Origin of the sequence: Billgrantia kenyensis (assembly GCF_013697085.1) — a bacterium.
Lineage (GTDB): Bacteria > Pseudomonadota > Gammaproteobacteria > Pseudomonadales > Halomonadaceae > Halomonas > Halomonas kenyensis.
Window position 1 is genome coordinate 1 of sequence record NZ_JACEFT010000025.1, and the last position, 12,156, is coordinate 12,156.

Genomic DNA, 12,156 nt, shown 5'->3' on the forward strand with positions numbered 1-12,156 from the left:
TTCGGCGTGCTGATGGCCTTCGTGCTCGGCATCGGCCTGCTCACCCCGCCGGTGGGAACCTGCCTCTACGTGGGCTGTGGCGTGGGCAAGGTATCGATGGAGGCGCTGGTCAAGGCGATGCTGCCCTACTACGCGGCCCTGCTGGTGGTGCTGGCCATCCTCATTGCGTTCCCCGGCCTGGTCACCTGGCTGCCAGACCTGACCGCCGTACGCGGCAACTGACCTCGTGCCAACCGAAACCTGACTGAAAAATGGAGCTCATCATGACCCTGGAAGGCAAGATGCTGATCGGACGTGAAGCCACTAGCGGCAGCTCCCAGCCCATCAGCGCCGTCAATCCCGCTACCGGCGAACGCCTGGAGCCCGCCTACCTGGGGGGCACCCAGGCCGAGGTAGAGCGCGCCTGCGTGCTGGCCGACGAGGCGTTCGACCACTTCCGAGACACAGCGCTGGATGAGCGTGCAGCGTTTCTGGAGACGATTGCCAGCGAGATCGAGGCGATAGGCGACGCGTTGATCGAACGCGCCATGGCCGAGACCGGCCTGCCCCAGGCACGTCTCGAGGGCGAGCGCGGCCGCACCTGCGGCCAGCTGCGCCTATTTGCCTCGGTGGTGCGCGCCGGCGAGTGGCTCGACGTGCGCATCGACCCGGCCCTGCCCGAGCGCGAGCCGATGCCTCGCGCCGACCTGCGGCAGCGGCACATTCCGCTCGGCCCGGTCGCCGTGTTCGGCGCCAGCAATTTCCCGCTGGCCTTCAGCGTGGCCGGCGGTGACACCGCATCGGCTCTCGCAGCCGGCTGCCCGGTAGTGGTCAAGGGCCACTCCGCTCACCCCGGCACCTCGGAGCTGGTCGGCCGCGCCATCCAGCGTGCGGTGGCCAAGTGTGGCCTGCCCGAGGGCGTGTTTTCGCTGCTGTTCGGCTCGGGCAGCGAGATCGGTCAGGCCCTGGTGGCCGATCCACGCATCCAGGCGGTGGGCTTTACTGGCTCCCGCCGCGGCGGCACTGCGCTGATGGCGACCGCGCAGGCCAGGCCGCAGCCGATTCCGGTGTATGCCGAAATGAGTTCGATCAACCCGGTATTCCTGCTACCCGAAGCGTTGCGCAGCCGAGGGCCGCAGCTCGCCGAGGGCTTCGTCGCCTCGCTCAACATGGGCGCCGGCCAGTTCTGTACCAATCCCGGCTTGGTGATCGCCGTCGCCGGCGCCGAACTCGATGCCTTCATCGAAGCCGCGGGCGCAGCGGTGAGGCAGAGCGCCGCCCAGACCATGCTCACCCCGGGAATCCACCGCGCCTACCAGCAGGGCGTTGAACGACTCGCCGCCAACCCCTGGGTCAAGGAGGTGGCCCGCGGCCCGCTGGGCGAGTCGGCTCATCCCTGCCAGGCCGGGCTGTTCGTCACCTCGGCGGAAGACTTCCTGGCCGACCCCGAGCTGCAGGAGGAGGTGTTCGGCGCCACCTCGCTGGTGATCGAGTGTGCCGATCTGGCCGAGATGCAGCGCGTCGCCGCGGGCCTGGAAGGCCAGCTCACTGCCACCTTGCAGCTCGATGATGGCGATCTGGAAGCCGCCAAGGGCCTGCTGCCGACGCTGGAGCGCAAGGCCGGGCGGATACTGGCCAACGGCTGGCCGACCGGCGTCGAGGTGTGCCACGCCATGGTCCACGGCGGGCCCTTCCCGGCGACCTCCGACTCCCGCACCACCTCGGTGGGCAGCGCCGCCATCCAGCGCTTCCTGCGTCCTGTGTGCTACCAGGCACTGCCGCAGGAGCTGCTGCCCGAGGCACTGCGCGACGGCAACCCCTGGGCGGTATCGCGCCTGATCGATGGCAAACGCGAGGCATGAACCCTGAGGACGACACCATGACGACCGATTATCTTCCCCACGATCTCGACCAGGCCCTGCTGGTGGGCCGCGTCTGGCGCGACACGGGGCCTGCCCTGGTAGTGATACGCCAGGGCGAGGTGGTGGATATCTCCCCCCACTGCGACTGCATGGCGGACCTGCTCGACCGCCACGATGCCGTCGACTTCGTGCGCCGCCTCGAGGGCGAATCCCTGGGCCGCGTGGATGAGCTGCTGACCAACTCCCTGGCCGAACCGCAGCAGACCCCCTACCTGCTCGCGCCCTGCGACGTCCAGGCCATCAAGGCCTGCGGCGTCACCTTCGCTGTCAGCCTGCTGGAGCGGGTGATCGAGGAACAGGCCGGCGGCGACCCCGCCAGGGCCAGCCAGCTGCGCGCCGAACTCAACGAGGTCATCGGCCAGGATCTGTCGCGCATCGTCCCGGGCTACGACGAGGCCATGGCGCTCAAGGCAGCCCTCCAGGCCCGCGGCGCCTGGTCGCAGTACATGGAGGTGGGCCTTGGCGCCGACGCCGAGGTCTTCACCAAGGCCCAGCCGCTCTCCTCGGTCGGCTTCGGCGCTCACGTGGGCCTGCACCCGGCCTCGAAGTGGAACAATCCCGAGCCGGAGATCGTGCTGGCCGTGGACGCCTTCGGCAGCCCGAAGGGCGCCACCCTCGGCAACGACGTCAATCTGCGCGACATCGAAGGGCGCAGTGCCCTGCTGCTGGGCAAAGCCAAGGACAACAATGCCTCCTGCGCCATCGGCCCGTTCATCCGTCTGTTCGATGCGCACTTTACCCTCGACAGCGTGCGCCAGGCCCGCGTCTCGCTGCGCATCGAAGGCACGGACGACGGTTTCCTGCTGCAGGGCGAGAGCGACATGCGCGAGATCAGCCGTGATCCCCTGGACCTGGTACGCCAGACCGTCGGGGACCATCACCAGTACCCGGACGGCTTCATGCTGTTTCTCGGCACCATGTTCTCGCCGATCCAGGACCGCGACAGCGAGGGTCAGGGCTTTACCCACCACCTCGGCGACAGCGTGACCATCGCGACCCCCAGCCTTGGCGCGCTGGTCAACCGCGTCGAGCACAGCGACACGCTCCCTCCCTGGACCTTCGGGATACGCCAATGGGCAGCCCATCGGCGCTGACGCCCCTGCTCACAAGCGCCTGACAGATGGCTGAAAGCCTAATAGATCGACAGACCCAACCGACCCGCCAGCTCAGTGATCATCTTCAGTGCCCGGGTCGAATTGCCATGCTGGTTGAGCGCCGGGCTCCAGGCGCTGATGATGCCCTGCCCCGGCACGATGGCCACGATGCCTCCACCGACGCCGCTCTTTGCCGGCAGGCCAACGGAGAAGGCGAACTGGCCGGACTGGTCGTACATGCCGCTGGTCGAGAGGATGGCGTTGATGCGGTGGGCATCCCGAGGCGTGGTGACCCGCTCAGCGCTTAGCGGGTGCACCCCGCGGTTGGCCAGAAACAGCAGGCTCGTGGCCAGCTCTCGGCAGCTCATTTCCAGCGAGCACTGGAAGAAGTAGTGTGCCAGCACGTCTTCCACTTCCGCCTCGATGTTTCCGAAGCTCTTCATCAGATAGGCCAGTGCCGCGTTGCGACTGCCGTGGCGGGTCTCCGAAGCCAGCACCTCTTCGTTGATATCGCAGCGCTCGCAGCCGGCCAGGCGTCGCACGAAGCTGAGGAAAGCCTGACGGCTGGAAGAGAAGTGCGACACCAGGGTATCGGCCACCAGGATGGCGCCGGCATTGATGAATGGATTGCGTGGGATACCGTGCTCCCACTCCAGTTGAACGATGGAGTTGAATGGCTGGCCGGAGGGCTCCATTCCCACCCGCTGCCAGAGATCATCGCCCATGCGCTGCATCGCCAGAACAAGGCCAAACACCTTGGAGATGCTCTGAATCGAGAAAGGCATGTCGGCATCGCCCGCGACATGCACCTCGCCCTCCAGGGTAGCGAAGGCAATACCGCAACGGCTGGCATCCACGCTGGCCAGTGCAGGAATATAGTCAGCGACCTGGCCGTCACAGGGCTGCCCCAGGGCGGCTGCGTGGATCTCGCCAAGGGTCTGCTCGCGACACGCCTCACCGTCTGGGAGCACGCTCATCGGGGGGATCTCTCCTTTGCTGGGGTTACCAGGGCGAGCAAGACAGGGGCGAGTCCCGGTTGGGAACCCGCCCCTGGCTTCGGCCCTGCTGGCCAATTTCGGTTGTCGGTGCCTGTCTCGAACGCTGAGCTCGCGTCGAGTAGCCGACCGAGTTTAGTAACCTAGATAGTGCCCGGCAACAAGGGCAAGCCAGCACATCGCATAGATAAGCACCATCAGGGGCATGATCACGCGCAGCCACTGGGCATAGGAGACCTTGCCCAGGGCCAGCATGGCCAGGGTGCCCCCCGAGGTCGGAACGATGAGGTTGGTCAGGCCATCGCCTACCTGAAACGCGGTGATCATGAGCTGTCGGCTCATGCCGATGAGGTCCGCCAGAGGAATCAGGATCGGCATGGTCACCAGCGCCTGCCCCGAACCGCTCGGTACGAACAGGTTGATCACCCCCTGGATGAGACTGGAGGCCACGGCCGCCAGAGCGATCGGCATATCGCCCACCAGGGTGCTCAGCGAGTTGACGATGGTATCGATGATCTGGGCATCCTCCAGGATCACCTGGATTGACGCGGCAACACCGATCACCAGCGCACCGGCCGTGACGGAGGCGGCGCCCTCCATCATCTGCTTCACCAGTTCGTTGGCACCGAGGCCATTGGCAAAGCCGATCACGATCGCCATGAGCAGGAACATGGCGGCAATTTCGTTGATGTACCAGCCGCGAGTGAAGACGCCTACCAGCATGATTGCCAGGCCGGTCAGGAAGATGCCGAGGGTAATGAGGTTGCTGCGAGTCAGGGTGTAGTCCTTGAGCTGCTTGGTCAGCTCAGCGGGCTGGTCATCCCGGTAGTCCACATGCACCACGTAACGGCAGATGAATATGCTCAGCGTTGCCAGGCAGGCCAGTACCATCAGCGTGCGCAACCACCAGCCGGAGAAGGTCGGCAGCTCGCCGATGCCCTGCGCGACCCCCACGGTATAGGGATTGATCGGCGAGAGCGCAAAACCGATACCGATACCGCCCACGGCCATCACCACGCCCACGAGACGGGAGCAGCCTATGGCCGTGGCGATCAGCACCCCGATCGGTACCAGGGCGATATTGTTCTCGAAACCCACGGCCACGCCGAAGAAGCCGTAGATGAAAGTGCCGGCCGCAATGATCAGGTTGCGGCTCTTCACGCTGTTCTCGGCGCCGGCCTTGTAGACGGCCACCCCGATCGCGTTCTCCAGGGCGCCGGTGCGCTGCAGGATATGGAACAGCCCGCCGGCAATGAACACGATGAACAGGAACTGGGAGGCGCTGATCAGCCCCTCGGGGATGGCAACGAATATCCTGAAGAAATGCAGGTTTGCTACGTCTGCCAGGTACTCGAAGGAGCCCGGAATGACAGTGGTGCGGCCGTCGACCGTTTCTCGCTCGAACTCGCCGGCGGGCACGATGAAGGTCATCAGGTACGCGGCCACCAGGATCAGAAAGATCAGGACCATGGGATCCGGTACCTGCTTGTACCACTTGCGGTCCACCGGGGCGGCCGCCTTGCTGGTCTGTTGCTGTTGTTGGCTCATGATAAACCCTTGAGTCTTCGTCAGGTCTTGTTGGAATGGCAGGAGTAAGACGTCATGCCGGCGGCCGGCCCGAGGCCAGCCGCCGGCATGCATGGACGAGCACCTCGACGGCTGCCGTCAGGTCCTCGGGTTCGATGGCTTCACTGGGGTGATGGCTGACCCCCTCACGGCAGCGCACGAAGAGCATGCCGATATCGCACAGGTCGACCATGGCAAGGCCGTCATGGCCAGCACCGCTGAACATCACTTGCGGCTCGACTCCGCTATCCCGTACCGCTTCTTCCAGGGTGGCGGTCAGCCAGGCCGAGCACTGCACGGCAGCCTGCTCGTAGGTCTGGCTGTGGTCGAAGGCCAGGCCGAGCGACTTGAGCGCAGCATCGGCCTGCTCGAGCAAGCGCTGCCTTGCCCGGCGGCGAACCTCGTCCCGGGGTGAGCGCAACTCGATGCTGAGGGTTGTGGTCTGCGGGATGACATTGACGCCGTTGGGTGCGTTCTCGATCTTGCCCACCACCCCGACCAGGTCGTCGGTCTCCTTGCACAAGGCATCGACAAGGCGGATGACCTCGGCGGCCCCGACCAGGGCATCACGGCGCAGCGCCATCGGGACGGTGCCGGCGTGGCCGGCCATGCCGTGGATGGTCAGTTGGTGCCGCTCGATGCCGGTAATGGCGTCGACCACCCCGACCGGCAGCGAAGCATGTTCCAGCTGCGGTCCCTGCTCGATGTGCGCCTCGAGGAAGGCAACGACCTCCTCTGGGCGATAGCGGTCCTGGGGAATGCGTGCCGGATCGCAGCCAAAGGCTTCCAGTGCCGCCTGAAGCGTAACGCCGTTATCGTCGGCAGCCTCGAGCATCTCGGGCTCGAAGGTCCCCGCCAACACCTTGGAGCCCAGCAACGTCGAGCTGAAGCGGGTGCCCTCCTCGTCGCTGAACGCCACCACATCGATGTGGAACGGGAGCCCGATATCGTTTTCCCGCAGATACAGGACCAGTGCCAGCGGCAGGATCACGCCCAGCATGCCGTCATACTTGCCGCCGTTAGGCACGGTGTCCTGATGGGAGCCGATCAACAGCGTCCTGGCACCGGGCTCGGCACTGGCATGGCGACCGATCAGGTTGGCGGCATTATCCATCCTCACCGTCATGCCCAGCGCCTCCATCCACTCGGTCAAGGCAGCAAGCAGGGCCTTGTGCTCGTCGGTGGCGCACTGCCGAGTCACCCCCTCGCGCACGCTGTCTCGGGTCTCGCTGAAAGCCGAGGCGGCTTCCAGCCACTGCCAAGCCTGCCGGCCGGCCTGGTCCAGGGATAACGTCATGCTCACCTCACTGGCAGTCGAGCGTCTTTGGAACGCCCCGTCTATTTATCATGATAAATTAGGCTAGATGACGCTTTCTGCACATGTCAACTCAGCGGCAGCAGACGGCAGCCGCGTGAAAGGAGTCAGCCAAGGGAAATAATCAGGAGCGGTAGGCAGTTGGCCCATCAAAAGGCACTGACGAGCTAGACCTTTGTCTAATCCCGTGGGATGGAAGCAGGCCCGTCTTCAGTGGCGGTGGGGGTCACTCGCCGTAGGCAGGCGCGTCAGGAACGCCTGGAAGTCAGCATCACCCTGGATATGCTGGTAAAGCGCATGCAGTTCGACGATGGCGTCCTGCGCGAGGTCGATACGCAGATCCACGGGCAGACCGCCGGGCGCTCGCACCTTGAGCGCTGCCGAGCGAGTCCCCCGACGGTCGCCCCCATGGCGCTGGGCAGCCTGCAGGGCAGCAATCAGTGCCTCCGCCAGCCCCTTCTCGTCACAGGCATGGCGGTAGGCGGCCACCATCGCGGGGATCACCTCGTCACTGGCCAGCATATTGCCTGCCACCACCAGCCCCGACTCGAGGTGCATGTCTGCGATTGCCACGTTCTGCTCCCCCGTCCAGCCGGCAGCCTGCCCCAGCCCATCCATGAAAGCGACCTGGCGCCAGGCCTCGCCGTGATCCTGTCGGCGAAGGTCGCTGACGATCGAGTCGACATCCCTGTCATTGGCCAACCACGCCAGCCCCTGCTCGGCTGCCATCAGGCTGGTGCTGTAGCCTTGGGTGATCGCCGCACCCACACCGGGCAGCAGATGCGGCACGAAGCCGCCAAGCGCGGGACCGCCGGTAGCGCAGGCCACGCCAAGGGTCTGTGAGTCGGCATCCAGGGCAATCAGGCTGTAGGTCATGGAGGATCTCGCGTTGACTTGGCTAGGGTGGACCCATGTTTATCATTATAAATTACCAGCGACTAGCCTGGCACCCCGAAGGACGCCAAGGCAGCCGCAGCGTCGGCGATCGGAAATCGCAGGGTGGACAGCCCAATCGGAGCCGTGGATCATCGTGCCATCCCGGCCCGGGCAAGCGAGGCCGGCAGGTATTTTGCAATCGATAGAGAGCCTCATGAAGCGAGCACGCCAAGCAGGTCGACGCAAGCGTACCGAGGTCATCGGTGACGCCGTCAAGGAGTACATCGCCCGCCATGGGCTGAGCCCCGGTGACCGCCTGCCTCAGGAGTCGGAACTGATCGAAGCGCTGGGCGCCTCCAAGGGCACCATCCGCGAGGCGCTGCGGGGGCTGGAGGCTCAGGGTCTGATCCAGACCCGCACGGGCCCAGGTGGCGGCGCCTTCATCAGCGAGGTGAGCGATGACCGGGCCATGGAGATGCTCGGCAACTACTTCTTCTTCAAGCCGCCGACCATTCATGACATCTACGAAGTGCGCAAGGCACTATGGCCGGCGCTGGTTACCAGTCTGGACGGCGTACTGGATGACGAGGCCTTCACACGCCTCGAGGCGGTAACGAGCTATTACGACCACCCCCCGGCTTCACTCGAGGAGGAGCGCACCCAGCGCATCAAGGAGCTGGAGTTCCACCTCGTACTGGTGGACTACTGCCCCAACCCGCTGCTCGCCCTGATGTGCCGCTTCCCCATTCGCCTGCTGATGAGCATGACCGTCTGCCAGCGAATCTACGACCAGCCCTACCCGGAGCTGCGCCAGCGCGGCTACCACTACCAGCGTCAGTTGATCGACGCCCTGCGCCGACGCGACAACACGGAGGCCCGCCGCATCGTCAGCGACCATATGCAGGCGGCACAGACATTGATGGAGGCGCGCGAGGCGCTGCTGGAGAAGACCTTCTTCAAGGCCGACGGCGGGTCGGATTCCGACCTCAGTCGTGAATACCTGGCGCTGACCGGCTACGCCGGTGGCACTGATGCCAAGTGAGCAGCCCGGGCCGGCGAATATCTGGCAGGGACATGCACAGCGGCCAAGGGGGAAACGAAAAGCCCCGACACCTTTGAGGGTGTCGGGGCCTTCGACTCATGCCGGGCGTTGAGCCCGGCATTCATTCATGCACTGGTACGACGCCGCACCGGTGCATCGCCATCTTCACGGCGACGACGCGGAGCGCGCTCGGGGGCGCCGCCGTCCTCGCTGATCTCAAGCGCACGACCGGCAACCCGGGCACGAGCCATCTTGGCCAGGATGCTGGGCGGCAGCGAGCTGGGCAGCTCGACCACCGAGAAGGCGTTGCGGATGTCGATACGGCCGATACGCGAACCTTCGATGCCACCCTCATTGGCCAATGCGCCAACCAGCTGACCCGGCTTGACGCCGTCCTTGTGGCCGACGGCCACGCGGTAGCGGGTCATGCCCTCGCTCGGACCACGGTCGCGACGCGGCGGCTTGCCGTCGCGCGGACTGCGGTCGCTGCGCTCCTTGCGCGGCGGCTGCAGGCGGCCGATGGGCGCCTCGTCGGCACGTGCCAGGGCAGCAAAGGTACAGGCCAGCTCGACCGGATCGTAGCCCTCGCCCACCAGACGCTCGACCAGGGCACGCTGCTCGTCGGCACCGGCGGTCAGGGTGCCGATGATGCGCTGGTGGAACACTTCATCACGATGGGCGCGAATCGCCGCCTCGTCGGGAACCGCCATCTCGGTCATGCGCTGGCCGGTGGCCTGCTCGATCCAGCCCACCTTGCGCCCTTCACGGAAGCCGACGAAGGTGATCGAGATGCCGGTGCGTCCGGCCCGGCCGGTACGCCCGATACGGTGGGTGTAGGCCTCGCTGTCCTGGGGCAAGTCGTAGTTGAAGACGTGAGTGATGCGCGGCACGTCGAGGCCGCGGGCGGCCACGTCGGTAGCGATCAGCACGTCGACCTTGCCACGCTTGAGGCGCTGAATGGTGCGCTCGCGCAGGCTCTGGTCGAGGTCGCCGGAAAGGCTGGCCACGTTCACGCCGCGGGCGGAGAGCTGCTCCATCAAGGTGGTGCAGGCGGCACGAGTACGCACGAAGACGATGGCGGCATCCACCGGCTCGACCTCGAGAATACGCGCCAGCGCCTCCAGCTTGGCGCCGCCGTCGACACGCACCAGGCGCTGCTCGATGTTCTCACCGGTGGTGGTGCGCGACTCGATGGCGACCTTGACCGGATCGACCAGGTAACGATTGACGATGCGCTCGATCTCGGCCGGCAGGGTGGCGGAGAAGAACACCCGCTGGGCTTCCTTGGGCGTATCGGCAACCACGCGCTTGACGTCGTCGATGAAGCCCATGCGCAGCATCTCGTCGGCTTCGTCCAGCACCAGGGCAGAGAGGCCGTCGAGCTTGAGGCTGCCGCGGTCGAGGTGATCGATCACCCGGCCCGGGGTACCCACCACGATCTGGGCGCCACGCTTCAGCGCACCCAGCTGTTCACGATATTCCTGACCGCCGCACAGGGTGGCCACTTCCAGACCCTGCAGGTTCTGGCCGTACTTGGTAAAGGAGACGGCCACCTGCTGGGCCAGCTCACGGGTCGGCGCCAGCACCAGTACCTGGGGCTCGCGGCGAGTCAGCTCGAGCCGCGACAGCAGAGGCAGCGCGAAGGCAGCGGTCTTGCCGGTGCCGGTCTGGGCCTGGCCCAGCATGTCACGACCTTCCAGCAGCGCCGGAATGGTCTGTGTTTGAATCGGTGAAGGAGTTTCGTAACCCAGTGTTTCGACAGCGGCGAGAACGGCAGGCAGCAGAGCAAGATCGCCGAAGCTCGGCGAGGCGACAGAAGTCGAGGTCATCAATCACACCTTGGTAGGCCGGCACTCGCCGGCAAATCACATTGAGGCATCCCCGACGCCGCTCTTGGCAGGTCGGTGGCTCTGTCTTCACTGGCCGAAAGGGCCTGGACAGGGCGGATCACGTTATCGTGGGACGCCGGTCGCACCTGGCATCCGGTTCGCGCCATCGGCGGGAACCTCTGTGGCGACCTTTTTGCGCCGATGTCGCCCGATTGGCGGCATCCTGTAGCGCTCCATCTTCACATCTCGGACGTTGCAGCGTTTGCTGTCAGTCTCGGTGATTGCCTCTCGAACGCGTGGCGTTCGGAGCGAATCGTCATGATGGCGGGGTCAACACATGCGAGGAGCGCGCATGCTAACACGCTGGATGCCTCCTTGCCAGCGTTATCGCCGTCCCGCCACTGCCACCGAACTGCCACCCGAACATCATCGTTTCGTCACTAGACGCCCCTACATTGGCGCAATGAGATCGATCTCATTGCGCTTCCGAATAGGTCGAGGTGGTGAATGGCAAACCTTATCAACGTGGCAAAACTAGCGGGCGTCTCAAGGGCCACTGCGGCCCGAGCCTTTTCCTCACCGGAAAGCCTACGCCCCGAAACCCACCGACGGGTGGTGGAAGCCGCCCGCGCCCTGGGGTTTCGCCCCAATAAGGTGGCGCAACAGTTGCGTGCCCAAGCCACTCTGATGCTCGGTGTGATGGTCCCCAGTCTCGATAACCCAGTGTTCGCCGAGCAATTGCAGGCCATGGAGGAGGCGGCCCGGGCCGCTGGTTATTCATTGATCGTCACCACGAGCAGCTACGAGCCTAGCCGCGAGGAAGCCATCGTCGAGGAGATGCTGCGTCAACGGGTTGATGGTTTGGCCCTCACCGTGGCCGATGCAGACCACAGCGCGGTGCTCGCCAAGCTACGCCGAGAGAACACCCCATGCCTTCTGGTGCATAACCCACCCGCGACCTCTTATTTTTCTTCGGTTGGAGTGGACAATCACACCGCCATGGCCGATGCGACCCGCCACCTCATTGCCCTGGGCCATCGGCGCATCGGCATGATCGGTGGCCCGTTACTGCAATCGGACCGTGCCCGGCTGCGCCATGAGGGTTACCGCGAGGCAATGGTGGCAGCCGGCCTCACTTCTCTTCCGCTCATCGAGATGCCCCGCCACACCCAGGTCGCCCTCTCACAACTGGAACCCGTCTTGGGTGGGGCAGACGGGCTGACGGCCGTTCTCTGCACCAACGACCTGCTGGCCATCAGTTTAATCGGCGAGTTACGACGCAGCGGACGCTCAGTGCCGGGAGACCTGTCGGTGATGGGCTTCGACGGTATCGAGCTTGGTCGTCATCTCTACCCCTCGCTTTCCACGGTAGTACAGCCCCGCGCCGAGTTCGGTCGCGTGGCGGTAGAAACCTTGCTGGCCCTGATACGGGGAGAGGATCCACAGCCTCGCCCCCTGCCCCACGTCTTGCGTGAGGGCGAAAGCGCCGGATCACCACCGGCACCCTACCAAGCCCCAGAACCATCCGTCTCATAGAG

The 12,156-nt window shown here is 65.2% G+C and carries 10 protein-coding genes; 5 read left to right on the forward strand and 5 right to left on the reverse strand.

Going from position 1 to position 12,156, the window contains the following annotated elements; all coding sequences use genetic code 11:
* The 3 genes from H1D44_RS16265 to H1D44_RS16275 form a co-directional block, all read left to right on the forward strand.
* Window positions 1–222, forward strand: a 222-nt coding sequence (locus tag H1D44_RS16265; RefSeq protein ID WP_181515919.1) for a TRAP transporter large permease subunit, incomplete at its 5' end; no start/stop codon positions are given.
* A gap of 41 nt (window positions 223–263) precedes the next feature.
* Complete coding sequence (locus tag H1D44_RS16270; protein ID WP_181515922.1) at window positions 264–1,841, forward strand: aldehyde dehydrogenase (NADP(+)); 1,578 nt, start codon at window positions 264–266, stop codon at window positions 1,839–1,841.
* Between the two features lie 17 nt (window positions 1,842–1,858).
* Entirely contained in the window at window positions 1,859–2,995 is a 1,137-nt protein-coding gene (locus tag H1D44_RS16275) for a fumarylacetoacetate hydrolase family protein (protein WP_181515924.1), read from the forward strand.
* A 38-nt stretch (window positions 2,996–3,033) separates the two neighbouring features.
* On the opposite strand, the gene H1D44_RS16280 is transcribed toward H1D44_RS16275, so the two are convergent.
* The 4 genes from H1D44_RS16280 to H1D44_RS16295 form a co-directional block, all read right to left on the reverse strand.
* Window positions 3,034–3,972, reverse strand: coding sequence for a glutaminase (locus H1D44_RS16280; RefSeq protein ID WP_181515926.1), 939 nt, complete (start codon window positions 3,970–3,972; stop codon window positions 3,034–3,036).
* Between the two features lie 153 nt (window positions 3,973–4,125).
* Window positions 4,126–5,538: a YfcC family protein gene (locus tag H1D44_RS16285; RefSeq protein WP_238984478.1), complete on the reverse strand. Its 1,413-nt coding sequence runs from the start codon at window positions 5,536–5,538 to the stop codon at window positions 4,126–4,128.
* Between the two features lie 52 nt (window positions 5,539–5,590).
* Entirely contained in the window at window positions 5,591–6,853 is a 1,263-nt protein-coding gene (locus tag H1D44_RS16290) for an allantoate amidohydrolase (RefSeq protein WP_181515928.1), read from the reverse strand.
* 228 nt (window positions 6,854–7,081) lie between these two features.
* Window positions 7,082–7,747, reverse strand: a complete 666-nt coding sequence (locus H1D44_RS16295) for a DUF1028 domain-containing protein (protein WP_181515930.1) — start codon at window positions 7,745–7,747, stop codon at window positions 7,082–7,084.
* A 214-nt stretch (window positions 7,748–7,961) separates the two neighbouring features.
* Between H1D44_RS16295 and H1D44_RS16300 the strand changes: the two genes are divergently transcribed.
* Window positions 7,962–8,789: a FadR/GntR family transcriptional regulator gene (locus H1D44_RS16300; protein WP_181515932.1), complete on the forward strand. Its 828-nt coding sequence runs from the start codon at window positions 7,962–7,964 to the stop codon at window positions 8,787–8,789.
* A gap of 125 nt (window positions 8,790–8,914) precedes the next feature.
* On the opposite strand, the gene H1D44_RS16305 is transcribed toward H1D44_RS16300, so the two are convergent.
* The gene (locus H1D44_RS16305) at window positions 8,915–10,618 is read right to left on the reverse strand and encodes a DEAD/DEAH box helicase (RefSeq protein WP_181515934.1); all 1,704 of its coding nucleotides are present in this window, start codon (window positions 10,616–10,618) and stop codon (window positions 8,915–8,917) included.
* A 507-nt stretch (window positions 10,619–11,125) separates the two neighbouring features.
* Here H1D44_RS16305 and H1D44_RS16310 point away from each other — a divergent pair.
* Window positions 11,126–12,154, forward strand: a complete 1,029-nt coding sequence (locus tag H1D44_RS16310) for a substrate-binding domain-containing protein (protein WP_181515936.1) — start codon at window positions 11,126–11,128, stop codon at window positions 12,152–12,154.
* The last annotated feature ends 2 nt before the right edge of the window (window positions 12,155–12,156 follow it).